Below are 15,000 nucleotides of genomic sequence, written 5' to 3' on the forward strand. Positions count from 1 at the left end.
GTGGACAGCCATACCTCCGAACTATGGCAGCATATATTAGCGATCATCAACACCAAACTCAGTAAACCCAGCTTCGATACTTGGTTCAAAGCCACGAAGGTTGTGTCCCTCACCGATCGTTCCATCGTGATCTCCGCTCCCACCACATTTGCCGTGGAATGGCTGGAGAGTCGTTATACCAAACTCGTAGCGACAACTGTATTTGAATATCTCAATAAGCAGGTTGACGTTTCCTTTGTCATTGAGGAATCTGCTCCAACTGAACTAACTCCAGCACATAAAGAGCCTCCAGCACCTGTTCATATGGAAGAAGGCTTTTCCCATATGCTGAATCCGAAATACACCTTTGATACTTTTGTCATTGGTTCGGGTAATCGATTCGCACATGCTGCATCTCTAGCCGTTGCGGAAGCACCAGCTAGGGCTTATAATCCGTTGTTCTTATATGGTGGAGTAGGTTTAGGTAAAACGCACTTAATGCATGCAATTGGGCATTACATCTTAGAGCATAGTCCTAGTAGCAAAGTTGTATATATTTCATCAGAGAAATTTACAAATGAATTCATCAACTCCATCCGAGATAACCGGGCTGAAAGCTTCCGCAACAAGTACCGGAACATTGATATTCTGCTGATTGATGATATTCAATTTTTAGCTGGTAAGGAATCAACTCAAGAGGAATTTTTCCATACGTTTAATGCGTTACATGAAGAACGCAAACAAATTATTATTTCCAGTGATAGGCCGCCGAAAGAGATACCCACTTTGGAGGAACGGCTGCGATCTAGGTTTGAATGGGGTCTCATCACCGATATTCAGCCTCCAGATCTTGAAACGCGGATTGCGATTTTGCGCAAGAAAGCGAAAGCAGAAAATTTAGATATTCCGAACGAAGCGATGATGTATATTGCTAATCAGATCGATACCAACATCCGCGAGCTTGAAGGAGCACTTATTCGTGTGGTTGCCTACTCTTCCTTGATTAATCAGGACGTAACAACCCATTTAGCCGCAGAAGCACTGAAGGATATCATCCCTTCCAGTCGTCCGAAGATGATTACTATCCAGGACATTCAGCAAAAGGTTGGCGAATATTACAATATGAAACTGGAAGATTTCAAAGCGCGCAAACGAACGAAAGCGATAGCCTTTCCTCGTCAAATCGCCATGTATATCTCCAGGGAAATGACAGACTTCTCACTTCCTAAAATTGGGGATGCATTTGGAGGACGAGATCATACTACTGTCATTCATGCTCACGAGAAAATATCTCAGCTGATAAAAGTCGATCCTGATCTGTATAAAGTTATTAACACCATCTGCGAAAAAATAAAAAATTCATCCTGAATAAGGTGTAAGCCTATGCACATTCTATTAACATGTGGATAGGCTTCATTTCATATGTTTTATATTGTTATCCACATATTCAGTGCCCCTACTACTACTTCTATCTTTTAAAAGATAAATATCATCATATAAGCGGCGCTTTCGCGCACTAGTATCAAGGTCAAATTCAACCCAACACAGACCTGCAAAAGATGCTCACTAATTCCCACGATAGAGTAGACAGCATAGGCTTTATAAAATCTAAGTTATGCTCGAGGAGTAAGTTTTATTACAGAGAAAATTAAAGAGGCTTCTGCTTCATAAAAATTTAGATACAAAAGAAGTAGGATGTAATGCGAAGTTTTATTGCGTAGAAGATTAAGAAGCACATGCTTCATAAAACTAAGTTAATGCTTACGAAGTAAGTTTTATTGCGAAGGAAATCAAGAAGCGTAAGCTTCATAAAACTTTTAGGAGTTGAATTTATGAAAATCCGAATTTTAAAACATGATTTGAATGAGTCCATTCAGCACGTATCCAAGGCGATCTCGAGCCGGACTACAATCCCAATCCTGACAGGTATTAAGCTGGATGTTAATTTCCAAGGTATGACTCTTACTGCTAGTGATACAGATATATCTATTCAAGCTTTTATTCCAGCTGAAGATAACAACAAACAAATCGTTCAAGTTGAGCGTTCTGGTAGCGTAGTATTGCCAGCAAAATTTTTCGTTGAAATCATCAAAAAACTTCCTTCTCAAGAAATTGAAATGGAAGTCTTAGATGGCTTTCAAACCTTAATTCGTTCCGGTTCAACAGATATTCAAATGGTCGGAATGGATCCAGAAGAATTTCCAGTATTGCCAAGTATAGAAGAAGATCAGATCGTTACGATTCCAGGTGATCTACTTAGAAATATGATTAAAGGGACTGCATTCTCCATTTCGGCGAATGAAACCTCCCCTATTTTAACCGGGGTTTTATGGAATTTAAATGATAGCAAATTCAAATTTGTAGCAACAGACCGTCATCGGCTTGCTAGCCGTACTGTAGGACTTACAACGGCTGAAGATATTCGTTTTAGTAATATTGTTATTTCCGGTAAAACGCTAAATGAACTCAGCAAAATTATCCCTGACCAGAATACACATGTGGATATCGTAGTTGCAGATAATCAGGTGTTATTTAAAATTGATCGGGTACTTTTCTATTCCCGTATTTTGGACGGAACTTATCCAGATACCTCTAAGATCATTCCGACAACTTATAAGACAGAACTCGTTCTGGACACCAAGAAATTAAGTGATTCGATTGACCGTGCTTATTTGCTGTCACGCGAAGAAAAGACAAATATTGTTCGTCTGCAAACGATGGAAGATGGTACGATTGAAATTTCATCTAGTTCATCGGAACTTGGGAAAGTAACGGAGCAAATAGAAGTAGTTCAATTTACGGGAGATCCGCTTCGCATTTCGTTCAACTCGAAATATATGCTGGATGTATTGAAAGTAGTGGAGAGCGAGCAGCTACATATCGGGTTTACAGGTGCAATGAGCCCGATCATTCTCAAACCGGTGGATGACAGCCAAAGTTTGTATCTTATTCTGCCGTATCGGACTACGAATTAATTACAAGGATATAGTTAGGGCAATAGCCTAAGAAAGGACAGACGCGACCTATGAAGACGATTGCGATTTCAACGCCATATATTAAATTGGATCAATTTTTAAAGCTGGCAGATTGTGTTTCGACCGGCGGTATGGCTAAAGCTCTATTGCAGGAAGAAGCTGTGAAAGTTAACCAAGAGCCTGAGGATCGTCGGGGACGGAAGCTTTATCCCGGTGATATTGTAGATGTAGATAACTGTGGTTCTTTTCAAGTAGCTGCGAAGTAAGGCTCCCTGAACCTAGTTGTGAGTGGCAAATGAGGGGGCTAGAGTGTCGTGTTTGTTAAGAATTTATCACTTCAGCATTATCGAAACTATGATAAACTCTCACTGAATTCCTTCGGGAATATTAATTTGATCATTGGCCGTAATGCACAGGGTAAGACCAATATGATAGAGGCTCTATTCGTTCTAGCACTGACTAAATCTCATCGGACCGGCAAAGACAAGGAACTGATTTCTTTTGGAAGCGATCATGCAATTGTGGCTGCCGAAGTTGAGAAAAAGTATGGAACGGTAGGTCTGGAGCTGAAGCTCTCTAGCCAGGGGAAAAAAGCAAAGATAAATGGGCTTGAGCAACGTAAACTGAGCAATTTTATCGGTTCATTGAACGTTGTCATGTTCGCTCCAGAGGACCTCGAAATCGTCAAAGGTACTCCTGGAATTAGGCGTCGTTTTCTTGATATGGAGATTGGACAAGTGCAACCTAGTTATCTGTTCCACCTACAGCAGTACCAAAAGGTATTACTTCAGCGTAACAATTTGTTGAAGCAGTCATGGGGTGCTGGCCCTGAAATGGGAACCATGCTGGAGATATGGAATGAGCAGCTTGCAGAGCATGGTGTTAAAATTATCAAGAAAAGGAAACAATTTATAAGAAAACTACAAAAGTGGGCTGAACACATTCACGAGGGCATCACCAGAGGGGAAGAAAAGCTTAAATTATCGTATCTTCCTTCGTTTGGTGAGGCTGAAGAGGAAGATGAAGCTGTTTTATTAGAGCAATTTATGATAAAGTTATCACAAATGAAAGATCAGGAAATCCGCCGCGGCATGACGCTCTCCGGACCGCATCGTGACGATTTGGCTTTTCATATCAATGGCAACGAAGCGCAGGTATATGGGTCACAGGGTCAGCAACGGACAACGGCGTTATCACTTAAGCTAGCTGAGATCGAACTCATACACGAGGAGATTGGCGAATATCCTATTCTTTTACTCGATGATGTGTTGTCTGAACTTGATCCTTATCGCCAGACACAACTGATTGAGACGTTTCAGAGTAAAGTACAGACGTTCATTACGGCTACGGGAATAGAGAGTATTAATGCGAGCCGCTTAAAGGACGCTATTATTTTTCATGTTCAGGAAGGACAGATTAATTTATAAGGGCGGAGGATAGAGATGTATATTCATTTGGGTGGAGAAAAAGTTATTTTCTCTTCGGAACTGGTGGCGATCTTTGATATTTCGGTCGAGAAATCATCCAAGGTTTCCAAACAGTTTGTCAGTAATGCTCTCGAGGGGAAGAATCTGATGCGAATCGGAGAGGAAGTAGCTAAATCCATAGTAGTGACCAAGAATATGGTGTATTACTCACCCATTTCCTCTGCTACGCTTAAGAAAAAGGCTAACATAATTTTTACTGTCTAACCGCCCCGTAGATAGGGGAATGGAATCTATAGAAGTAGGTGAAGGCATGTCTATGAACGAACAATCGTATGATGAGAGTCAGATACAGGTACTAGAAGGTTTGGAAGCTGTTCGCAAACGGCCTGGGATGTATATTGGTTCTACCAGCAGTCGTGGGTTACACCATTTGGTCTGGGAAGTCGTGGACAATAGTATTGACGAGGCATTGGCCGGTTTTGCGAATAAAATTGATGTGATTGTGCATGAGGATAATAGTGTGACCGTTATCGATAATGGTCGTGGTATTCCAGTAGGTGTACAAGCTAAGCTGAAACGCCCAGCCCTTGAGGTTGTAATGACAGTCCTGCACGCTGGTGGTAAATTTGGCGGTGGTGGATATAAGGTATCTGGTGGTCTTCACGGAGTAGGTGTGTCGGTAGTTAACGCCCTGTCCGAGAAACTCGTAGTAGAAGTAAAACGTGAGGGACATATTCATCAACAGGAATACCGCCGCGGTGCACCACAATATGATTTAAGAATTATCGGCGATACGGAAGAAACAGGAACCAAAACAAGATTCCATCCAGATCCTGAAATTTTTACAGAAACTACGGTATTTGACTATAATATATTGGTGACTCGTATTCGTGAGCTTGCCTTCTTGAATAAAGGCATTAATATTAGTCTGACTGATGAACGCACAGGAGTTTCTGAGGTGTTCCATTATGAGGGCGGTATTAAAGAATATGTGAAATATTTGAATCAACATAGAGAAGTTATCCATGAGGAGCCTATCTATGTTGAAGGACAACGCGACCAGATTCAAATCGAGGTTTCCTTGCAATATAACGACAGCTATTCGGAGAATATTTTCTCATTTGCTAATAATATTAATACCCATGAGGGTGGAACACATGAGTCCGGCTTTAAGAGTGCTTTAACCCGGATCATCAATGACTATGCACGCAAGAATAATTTGATCAAAGATAATGACTCCAATTTGACCGGTGATGATGTTCGTGAAGGATTAACGGCGATCATCTCAGTTAAAATTCCGGAACCTCAATTTGAAGGTCAAACGAAGACGAAGCTAGGGAATAGTGAAGTACGTGGTATCGTAGAATCACTATTTGCGGAGAGACTCCAAGAATTCATGGAGGAGAACCCATCCGTATCTCGTCGGATTCTGGATAAAGGACTACAAGCATCACGGGCTCGTGAAGCAGCTCGCAAAGCGCGTGAATTGACACGTCGTAAGAGCGCGTTAGAAGTTAGTGCTTTGCCAGGTAAACTGGCTGACTGTTCATCTAAGGATGCTTCGATAAGCGAATTGTATATCGTCGAAGGAGATTCCGCGGGTGGATCTGCTAAGCAGGGACGTGATCGTCATTTCCAAGCGATTCTACCGCTTCGTGGTAAGATCCTGAACGTAGAGAAGGCTCGACTTGATCGTATCCTCGGGAATGCTGAGATTCGGGCAATTATTACGGCGCTAGGTACCGGGATTGGTGAAGAGTTCGATATTTCCAAAGCACGGTATCATAAAGTCATTCTTATGACGGATGCCGACGTCGATGGAGCGCATATTCGTACTCTATTGCTAACCTTCTTGTTCCGTTACATGAGAAAGATCATCGAAGCTGGTTATATTTATATTGCACAACCACCTCTCTTCAAGGTTGAGCGTAACAAAGTGATTCGTTATGCAGGTTCTGAGAAGGAGCGCGATGAAATTATTGCTGAATTCGGTGAGAATGCGAAATTTAACGTTCAACGTTACAAAGGTTTGGGTGAGATGAACGCTTCTCAATTATGGGAAACGACGATGGATCCGGAGAGTCGTATGATGCAACAAGTATCTATCTCTGATGCGATGAAGGCGGACACCATTTTCGATATACTCATGGGAGACAACGTGGAACCACGGCGTGACTTTATCCATGAACATGCACAATATGTGAAGAATCTTGATATTTAATATATGTTCAGAGTATCGTCATCACGATGACGGTACTCTTTTTTGCGTATGGGGAACCAAAATTCTCTAGATAGGGCTAAATAGATAATTTACTAAAAAGAAGGTATACTTTTTTGGTAAGCTTATTTTTGCTGTAAGAACAAAGAGTGGAGAAGACGATATGAGAAAATTAACGATTGATGATGTTGCACAAAGAGCGGGAGTCTCAAAAAGTACGGTCTCGCAATTTCTAAATAAAAGATATAAGTATATGAGTGAAGCGACTAAACAGCGGATTGGCCAGGTTATTGAGGAACTGAATTATCAGCCAAATGGGCTAGCCAAAGGGTTGAAGCAGAATCGATCCTATATGGTGGGCGTTATTGTGGCTAATATTGATTACTCTTTGTCCATTCAATGTATTCGGGCAATTGAGAAAGAGCTACAGGACTCAGGGATCCAGGTCATTATTTGTAATGCAGATGAGAATCCAGAGAAGGAAAGCAAATATATAGAGATGTTAGTGGCTCGCCAGGTGGATGGTTTAATTGTGTTTCCAACGGGTACAAATACATCCGCTTATAGCAGGTTAATTGATAATAACTATCCACTCGTTTTTCTAGATAGGCTGGTTGAGGGAATTGTGACCCAAAGTCTACTACTGGATAATGAAATGGCAGTAAAGATAGCTATTCAAGAGTTGGTACAACATCATCATGAGCGAATTGCCTTACTCTCACTGCCAATTGGAGTGAATGGTATTACGCCACGTAAGGAGAGACTGGGTGGATATAAGAGGGCAATGGAGGAGTATCAACTTCCGATCAAGGAACAATATATATGCAGTGCTCCAAGAGATGGAATTGCAACGGTGTTGAAAGGCTTGCTAGATTTGCCGGAGCCACCAACAGCCTTGTTAGCTAGCAATGATATTGTCCTTGCCGAAATATTGAAGTTTGCGAATATGAATTCTCTTCGTATTCCGGAGGATATGTCCGTAATTGGAATCGATGATGCAGAATTTGCCCAAATCTACAATCCTGTCATTACCACCATTACCCAACCTGCTTATGAAATGGGGATGCAAGCAGCAAAAACTTTATTATCCAGCATCGAAGAGAGTGCAAACGCGGTCCCGATAACCTATCGTTTTCCTCCTACATTACGTCAAGGAAAATCCGTTAAAGATATTCTAGAATGATTGAAAAAGAACATGCCCCTTTACAAATAGGGGACATGTTCTTTTTTTGTTATCGCTATGTAGCGGTTGATACTTACCCAGCTTTGTTTATAAAATTTTCAAGCTTCTCACGATTAGGTAAACCGTCCATATCACCAGGAGACATAACTGCTAAAGCACCAATCGCATTGGCCCGTCTAACTGCTTGCTCTAGTGGAAGATTCTCCAGCAATGCGCTGATGACCCCTACGGCAAAACCATCTCCTGCACCTACGGTATCTATAACTTTATCTACCTTGAACCCGGAAACATAACCTTCTTGATGTTGCGATTTATAATAAGCCCCTTCAGGTCCAAGCTTAATTACGACAATGGAAGGTCCACGTTCTAAATAAAAAGAAGCAATATCCTCAGGAGTTGTATACCCCGTTAAAATTTTTCCTTCACCGATCCCAGGTAGGAACCAGTCGCAACGTGTAGCTAACTGATTGATTGTATCGACCATAGTTTGGGTATCAGGCCATAAAGCGGGCCGAAGGTTAGGATCAAATGAAACTGTTTTCCCATTACGGTGCATGTATTCCATAGCATGTAGAGAAAATTCATGACAACTTGGCGATAGTGCTGCTGAAATGCTCGTGACGTGCATATGTTTTGCAGCATCGAAATAGGATTTATTGAAGTCAGCTAGGCATAGAGTGGAGGCTGCTGAATTTTTACGGAAGTATTCCACTTGTGGATCACCAGTAGTTACTTTAGATTTGATTAGCATTCCTGTGGAATGATCATGAGAAAATGAAATACTCTCCGTATCAATACCTTCTCGTTTTAGCGAAGCTTCTATAAATTTTCCAAAATTATCTTTTCCAAGTTTTGTAACGAGTCCAGTGATATGACCCAAACGGGATAATCCAGTTGCTACATTGGTCTCCGCCCCTGCCATTGCTTTAGAGAAGGACTGCACTTCTTGTAAGGGCCCCGTGTCATTAGCATAAAACATAGCCATCGGTTCCCCGAATGTAACCACATCTAGTTTCTTAGTCTCCATCATTTGTTCCTCCTTATAGGATTGTTCTACGCATTAGTTAAGTTATAAAATGAAATTATCACATAAATCGGTTTAGTACAATTAATAAAAGGATTTTGTTGACTTAATGGCGATATATTATTAGTATTTAGTATAATAGTTTATAAACATTTAGTAAATTAATTTATATTGATATTTCATTATGAAAGGGTGCTAACATGAAAAAGATAAAAGTACTACATAACATTTCCTCTATCGGAGTTGTCGCTGTAATCAGGGCGGATACCCCAGAAGCAGCTGTCAAAATGTCAGAAGCCTGCATTGCAGGTGGATTGAACAATATTGAAGTGACCTTTACGACACCACATGCTGATCAGGCGATCGCAGAATTAGTCTCGAAGTTTGGAGGCCAAGCCGTGATCGGTGCAGGTACGGTTCTGGATCCACTCACAGCTAGAATTGCTATACTTGCAGGTGCAGAATTTATAGTAAGTCCATCTTTTGAGGAAGAAACAGCTAAAATGTGCAATCTATATAGCATTCCTTACATGCCTGGGTGTATGACGCTGAGTGAAATGAAAGAGGCTTTGAAATTAGGTGTAGATGTACTGAAACTATTCCCTGGTAGTGCCTTTGGACCTGACTTTGTGAAGGCTGTCAAAGGGCCCATGCCACATGTGAACATTATGCCTACGGGTGGAGTCGATTTGGATAATATGGAGCAGTGGATTGCTAACGGGTGTATAGCTGTGGGAATCGGAGGCAATTTGACCGCACCAGCAAAAGACGGTAGATATGATCTTGTTACGAAGCTAGCAGACCAATATGTAACCAAATTTAGAGAAATTCAGAGAAGTTCAGAAAAAATAAAAATTTAGAATACATGAACGAAGCCCCAGCAATTTTGCTGAGGCTTTTATTAATATTACTCATTCTGGCACTATTGTTTTGCTGATGATTTTAGTCGTCCATATGCGATAGCATAACGGTGGATTCTTTTGTAGATACTCTTATCCTCCAATGTTTTAAATGGGAATAGGGCAGGGAGGGTGTTTACTTCTAAAATCCATATGTTGAACTGTTCATCTATAGCAATGTCGAGACCTATTTCTTTAAGACGGGGAAGTTTACTATTTAACTGGTTAGCAACCTGGACACCAACTGTTTTCATTTCTTTATACAAGCTGGCAAATTGTTTTGGTAACAAATAGGGACCTAGCACCTCTTCTATAGGTGTGATCGCGCCACCGCTGTGATGATTTGTAATAATCTTGTTCAGGGCTGCGATACGAGCAATGAAGCCTGTTGCTTCCCAGTTTCCCTGGGGGCTTTTTTGTACTAAGGCTCGAAGATCAAATTTACGACGCCGATAGGTAAGCATCGTAATTCCTTTTTGAATGAGGTATTCTCGGTTACCTATTCTCTCCGTAAGTACTTCATGAAGCTCTTCAATCGTGGGAAACACTTCACTTTGGATACCATGTCGGAGCTTATATTGCTGCGGACTATCCTCTATTAATTCGTCATTCCAATTTTCGATACTCATTACGCCGTTGCCGTAAGTCCCCCGATCTGGCTTTAGATATACTACCCCATGCAGGTGTAACATTACTCTTAAATGTTCCAGTGAATATTTACGCGTTTCAGGAATGTACTGGCGTATATGTTCACGTTGTTTCAAAATTCTCGTCTTTTCCCATTTGCTAGCGATTCGCTGAATCGTCAAGTGGAGTCCCATCCTTTCTAAAAACTTCAAAGTACATTTTCTTCAGAGTATGAAAAACATAGGACAGAAGAGGTTTTCAATGATATAATTATAAGATCTGAGGATTTTATAAGTCTTTTGACGTGTAAAGAAAATGCCTATATTCGTAGTGTATGACCGTACATTGCAATGGGAGTGGACACATTCCTATTTTTTGTAGATCTATGGGAAGAAGGGTTGGAAGAGAACCACGTTTAATTGTGCTTGTTTTGTGCAAGTATTATAATAGATGTTGGTGGTTTTTCCTGTATATGTGACCGTTTCCAAGGTTTTTTCCCATACATAGGCGCATAGGCGTTTGGATAGATATTTAAGGAGGTCCAGCATGGCGGAAGAAAAATACTCGCAAATCACAGATCGGGACATTGGTGTAGAAATGCGCGAATCCTTTATGGATTATGCGATGAGCATTATTGTCAGTCGTGCTTTGCCGGATGTTAGGGATGGTCTTAAGCCGGTGCATCGGCGTATTTTGTTCGCGATGTCAGAACTGGGTATGTATCCGGATAAGCCATACAAGAAGTCGGCCAGAATCGTCGGTGAAGTTATTGGTAAGTATCACCCGCACGGAGATTCTGCAGTTTATGAAACAATGGTTCGTATGGCTCAAGATTTCTCAATGAGAAATATGCTCGTAGACGGACATGGTAACTTTGGTTCGGTCGACGGCGATATGGCTGCGGCAATGCGTTATACAGAAGCACGGCTTTCCAAGATAGCAATGGAAATGCTTCGCGATATTAATAAAGAAACCGTTGATTTTATGCCGAACTATGACGGTGAGGAACATGAACCTATCGTGTTACCGGCGCGTTATCCGAACTTGCTAGTTAATGGTGTCTCGGGGATCGCAGTTGGGATGGCAACTAATATTCCTCCTCATAATCTAGGAGAAGTTATTGACGGTGTACAAGCGTTGATCCAGAATCCTGATATTAGTTCGCTAGAACTAATGGATTATATCCAAGGCCCTGATTTCCCGACAGCGGGATTCATTCTAGGTCGTTCGGGTATTCGCCAAGCTTATACAACCGGTCGTGGCTCCGTTACAATGCGGGCTAAGGCAATTATTGAAGAGAATAATAACAAAGCTCGAATTATTGTTTATGAGCTGCCATATCAAGTGAATAAAGCTCGACTAGTTGAGAAGATTGCAGAACTAGTTCGTGAGAAAAGAATCGAAGGTATTACTGATTTGCGCGATGAATCGGATCGTACGGGTATGCGTGTGGTTATTGAACTTCGCCGTGATGTGAACCCAAGTGTGGTATTGAACAATTTGTACAAGCACACTGCTCTACAAAGCACATTCGGTATTAACATGCTAGCCATCGTTGACAATCAACCTAAGATTTTGACGTTGAAAGAAGTACTTTACCACTATTTGAAGCACCAAATCGTAGTTATCCGTCGTCGTACAGAATTTGATCTCAAAAAGGCGGAGGCTCGCGCCCACATTCTAGAAGGTTTACGTATCGCTTTAGATCATCTAGATGAGGTTATTGCATTGATCCGCGGATCACAAACGGCAGAAATTGCTCGTACCGGATTGATGGAGCGCTTTGGACTTAGTCAGGAACAAGCTCAGGCGATTCTTGATATGCGTCTGCAACGTTTGACAGGACTAGAACGTGAAAAGATTGAAAGTGAATATAATGAACTTTTGAAGAAAATCGCAGAGTATCGTGAAATTTTGGCAAATGAATCACTAGTGCTTCAAATTATTAGTGAAGAACTCCAGGAAATTCGCGACCGATTTGCTGATGCTCGTCGCACGGAGATTACAATTGGCGAAGAAAGCATTCTGGATGAAGACTTGATTCCGCAGGAAGAGGTCGTTATCACGATCACTCACACCGGCTATATCAAGCGGTTGCCTGTTACGACTTATCGTAGCCAGAAACGTGGTGGCCGTGGTGTCATAGGAATGGATACCAAGGATAATGACTTCGTTGAGCATTTGTTTGTAACGAACTCTCACCATTACTTGATGTTCTTTACAGATCGAGGCAAAGCGTACCGACTCAAAGCATATGAAATTCCTGAGTTAGGTCGTACTGCACGTGGTACACCAATTATTAACCTCATTCAAATCGAACAAGGTGAAACCGTCAATGCGGTTGTTCCGATAGAGAAGTTCGATGAAGATAAGTATCTATTCTTCGCTACACGTAATGGTATTGTGAAGAAGACACCAATCGAAGACTACATCAATATCCGTAAAGGTGGTCTAATTGCCGTGAATCTACGGGAAGATGATACGCTGATTGATGTAAGGTTGACGGATGGACAACAGGAATTAATCATGGGTACTGCTCAAGGAATGTCGATTCGATTCCCTGAAAGTGATGTGCGTTCGATGGGAAGAGCAGCTACTGGAGTTAAGGGTATTACACTATCTGAAAATGATGCGTTGATCGGAATGGAAATTGTGGTTCCAGATCAGGATATTCTAATCGTGACAACTAAGGGTTATGGCAAACGGACTCCTGTTTCGGATTATCGTATCCAAGGTCGGGGCGGTAAAGGTATTAAGACAATTAACGTTACCGATAAGAACGGTCCGGTAGTAGGCCTGAAAGTTGTTAAGGATGACGAAGATCTAATGATCATTACAAGTAGCGGAACATTGATTCGTACGAGCATGGAGGGTATCTCCACCATGGGCCGTTACACTCAGGGCGTCAAGTTGATCAATATCCGTGAGGATGACTCTGTAGCAACGGTATGCCGTTCAGATAAGACTGAGGATTCTGACGAATTAGGCGACGATGGCGAAGGTTTCATTGAATCTACTCCGGAAGTAGTCACACCTGAAGAAGGCAGTTCAGTTCAGGAATCGGACGACACGGAAGAATAAATAAATAATTACGAAGGCACTGTCGTCATATATGGTATGCTCAACTTATAAGTATGACCAATAGACGAAACAAACAGTGTATGAGCTAATGTATTTACAAGATCGAGTGGAGCGGACTTTCCTTTCTGGAAGTCCGCTTTTTTTACACAGGGCACGAACAGCTTTTAAAAAGAAGGATTGTTGCCATTAATTTGTCGTAATATAATGGAAATAGTCGTTTGCTAGATACGTTCAGTATAATAGGGGGCCTACCCTAGGATATGTAAATTGAGGAGTGAGTGTTTAATGGCTATTTTCCCTATAACGGAATTGAAACCTGGAATGAAAGTTGTGAGTGACGTACATACTTCACTTGGAGCTCTTCTGCTACAGAAAGGGAAGGTGCTTTTACCGAGGGATTTGGATATTTTACGTGCTTTCATGATTCAACAGGTTGAAGTAGAAGGCAAACAAGGTAAAGTTGAAAAAAATTACTCTTCTACAAAAGATACAGGCAATTCAAGTCGTCTTAATCCTCAAACTACAGGTTCTTCTTCAGAGCTAGCCTCAGCAAGTCTGCTTCATCAGGAATATGATCGTATGCTACTTCTAATTAAGAGCGCTTTTCAATCTGTTTTGGCCACAGAACTTCCGATTTATGAGTTACGCCATCAGTTGGAAGCGTTGATAAAGCAATTAAGTCATTATAAGGTTTTGACGTTTACGCCTCGTAATATTAATGAATATGATTATTTGTACCATAATGCGATTCTATCTTCTTTAACATCGTATCTTTTGGCTAAATGGCATGGACTACCTCAGAAGGATTGGATGCAGGTAGCATTTGCCGGGTTATTACATGACATAGGAAACACCAAAATAGATACAGCTATTCTATATAATCCAAATCCTCTTTCGGCTGCGGAAGTAGAAGAGATGCGTATGCATACTACATATGGTTACCAGTTACTTAGAAAGGTAACTGCAGTCAATGAAGGCGTTCGGCTAACAGCACTGCAGCATCATGAGAAGATGGATGGTACGGGGTATCCATTTAACCTTACAGAGGATAAGATTCATATCTATGCGAGAATAGTAGCGATTGCTGATATATTCCATGCGATGACGCTAAACCGTCGATATCGCAAAGCAAAGTCTCCTTATTTAGTATTGGAACAGATTAAGTCGGAAGCATTCGGGAAGTTAGATCCAGGAGTGGTCCAAACATTTATTGAGAAGGTAACCCAGTTCCATAATGGTATGAGAGTTCGCCTTAGTAATGATAATGTAGGGGAAATCGTCTTCACAGATCGAAACCATCCTACTCGTCCTATGATATCGGTCAAAGGTCAAATTATTAACCTGACTCAGGATCCAAAACTATATATAGAAGAAGTTTTAACTTAAGGGTTGCAATTTTTGTCGAAAGTTGATATAATACTCTTTGCTGCTGTAAGAAATAATTGAATTTTAGGAAAAATTAGAAATAAATAATTTCAAATTAATCCTTGCATTATTCGACAGTAGATGATATATTATAAGAGTTGCTGCTGAGACATTGAGCGACAACGGCAACGAAGTTGATCTTTGAAAACTGAACAACGAGTG

General features: G+C 41.2%; 12 protein-coding genes. 10 read left to right on the forward strand and 2 right to left on the reverse strand.

Annotated features, from left to right (window positions below):
* The 7 genes from dnaA (at position 1) to NST85_RS00035 (ending at position 7,782) form a co-directional block, all read left to right on the forward strand.
* Positions 1–1,347 carry a chromosomal replication initiator protein DnaA gene (dnaA, locus tag NST85_RS00005; protein WP_127191474.1) on the forward strand — a complete coding sequence of 449 codons (1,347 nt, stop codon included), beginning with the start codon at positions 1–3 and terminating at the stop codon, positions 1,345–1,347.
* 464 nt (positions 1,348–1,811) lie between these two features.
* On the forward strand, positions 1,812–2,954 hold the full coding sequence (gene dnaN, locus NST85_RS00010) for a DNA polymerase III subunit beta (protein ID WP_127191473.1): 1,143 nt from the start codon (positions 1,812–1,814) through the stop codon (positions 2,952–2,954).
* Between the two features lie 50 nt (positions 2,955–3,004).
* Entirely contained in the window at positions 3,005–3,220 is a 216-nt protein-coding gene (gene yaaA / locus NST85_RS00015) for a S4 domain-containing protein YaaA (RefSeq protein WP_127191472.1), read from the forward strand.
* Positions 3,221–3,268: 48 nt separating this feature from the next.
* Positions 3,269–4,381, forward strand: coding sequence for a DNA replication/repair protein RecF (gene recF, locus NST85_RS00020; RefSeq protein WP_127191471.1), 1,113 nt, complete (start codon positions 3,269–3,271; stop codon positions 4,379–4,381).
* A 15-nt stretch (positions 4,382–4,396) separates the two neighbouring features.
* The gene (remB, locus tag NST85_RS00025; protein WP_127191470.1) at positions 4,397–4,645 is read left to right on the forward strand and encodes an extracellular matrix regulator RemB; all 249 of its coding nucleotides are present in this window, start codon (positions 4,397–4,399) and stop codon (positions 4,643–4,645) included.
* A 46-nt stretch (positions 4,646–4,691) separates the two neighbouring features.
* Complete coding sequence (gene gyrB, locus NST85_RS00030) at positions 4,692–6,602, forward strand: DNA topoisomerase (ATP-hydrolyzing) subunit B (RefSeq protein WP_127191682.1); 1,911 nt, start codon at positions 4,692–4,694, stop codon at positions 6,600–6,602.
* 160 nt (positions 6,603–6,762) lie between these two features.
* Complete coding sequence (locus tag NST85_RS00035; RefSeq protein ID WP_341188222.1) at positions 6,763–7,782, forward strand: LacI family DNA-binding transcriptional regulator; 1,020 nt, start codon at positions 6,763–6,765, stop codon at positions 7,780–7,782.
* Between the two features lie 73 nt (positions 7,783–7,855).
* Here the strand turns inward: NST85_RS00035 and NST85_RS00040 are convergent, their stop codons facing one another.
* Positions 7,856–8,812 (reverse strand): sugar kinase, encoded by a 957-nt coding sequence (locus NST85_RS00040; protein WP_445671137.1) that lies wholly within the window; start codon positions 8,810–8,812, stop codon positions 7,856–7,858.
* Positions 8,813–9,006: 194 nt separating this feature from the next.
* On the opposite strand from NST85_RS00040, the gene NST85_RS00045 reads away from it, so the two are divergent.
* Positions 9,007–9,666 carry a bifunctional 2-keto-4-hydroxyglutarate aldolase/2-keto-3-deoxy-6-phosphogluconate aldolase gene (locus NST85_RS00045; RefSeq protein WP_341188223.1) on the forward strand — a complete coding sequence of 220 codons (660 nt, stop codon included), beginning with the start codon at positions 9,007–9,009 and terminating at the stop codon, positions 9,664–9,666.
* Positions 9,667–9,728: 62 nt separating this feature from the next.
* Here the strand turns inward: NST85_RS00045 and NST85_RS00050 are convergent, their stop codons facing one another.
* Positions 9,729–10,526: a YheC/YheD family protein gene (locus tag NST85_RS00050; protein ID WP_341188224.1), complete on the reverse strand. Its 798-nt coding sequence runs from the start codon at positions 10,524–10,526 to the stop codon at positions 9,729–9,731.
* 352 nt (positions 10,527–10,878) lie between these two features.
* Here NST85_RS00050 and gyrA point away from each other — a divergent pair, with 352 nt between their 5' ends.
* Complete coding sequence (gene gyrA / locus NST85_RS00055) at positions 10,879–13,413, forward strand: DNA gyrase subunit A (RefSeq protein WP_341188225.1); 2,535 nt, start codon at positions 10,879–10,881, stop codon at positions 13,411–13,413.
* 285 nt (positions 13,414–13,698) lie between these two features.
* Complete coding sequence (locus NST85_RS00060; RefSeq protein WP_127191464.1) at positions 13,699–14,799, forward strand: HD-GYP domain-containing protein; 1,101 nt, start codon at positions 13,699–13,701, stop codon at positions 14,797–14,799.
* The last annotated feature ends 201 nt before the right edge of the window (positions 14,800–15,000 follow it).

Source organism: Paenibacillus sp. FSL K6-2524 (genome assembly GCF_038005525.1).
In the GTDB taxonomy this organism is placed as follows: Bacteria; Bacillota; Bacilli; order Paenibacillales; family Paenibacillaceae; genus Fontibacillus; species Fontibacillus anaericanus.

Bases quoted from the DNA above. Each gene is read 5' to 3' on its own strand.
- dnaN (WP_127191473.1), top strand. From the start codon at position 1,812: ATGAAAATCCGAATTTTAAAACATGATTTGAATGAGTCCATTCAGCAC.
- yaaA (WP_127191472.1), top strand. From the start codon at position 3,005: ATGAAGACGATTGCGATTTCAACGCCATATATTAAATTGGATCAATTT.
- remB (WP_127191470.1), top strand. From the start codon at position 4,397: ATGTATATTCATTTGGGTGGAGAAAAAGTTATTTTCTCTTCGGAACTG.
- gyrB (WP_127191682.1), top strand. From the start codon at position 4,692: ATGTCTATGAACGAACAATCGTATGATGAGAGTCAGATACAGGTACTA.
- NST85_RS00035 (WP_341188222.1), top strand. From the start codon at position 6,763: ATGAGAAAATTAACGATTGATGATGTTGCACAAAGAGCGGGAGTCTCA.
- NST85_RS00040 (WP_445671137.1), bottom strand. From the start codon at position 8,812: ATGATGGAGACTAAGAAACTAGATGTGGTTACATTCGGGGAACCGATG.
- NST85_RS00045 (WP_341188223.1), top strand. From the start codon at position 9,007: ATGAAAAAGATAAAAGTACTACATAACATTTCCTCTATCGGAGTTGTC.
- NST85_RS00050 (WP_341188224.1), bottom strand. From the start codon at position 10,526: ATGGGACTCCACTTGACGATTCAGCGAATCGCTAGCAAATGGGAAAAG.
- gyrA (WP_341188225.1), top strand. From the start codon at position 10,879: ATGGCGGAAGAAAAATACTCGCAAATCACAGATCGGGACATTGGTGTA.
- NST85_RS00060 (WP_127191464.1), top strand. From the start codon at position 13,699: ATGGCTATTTTCCCTATAACGGAATTGAAACCTGGAATGAAAGTTGTG.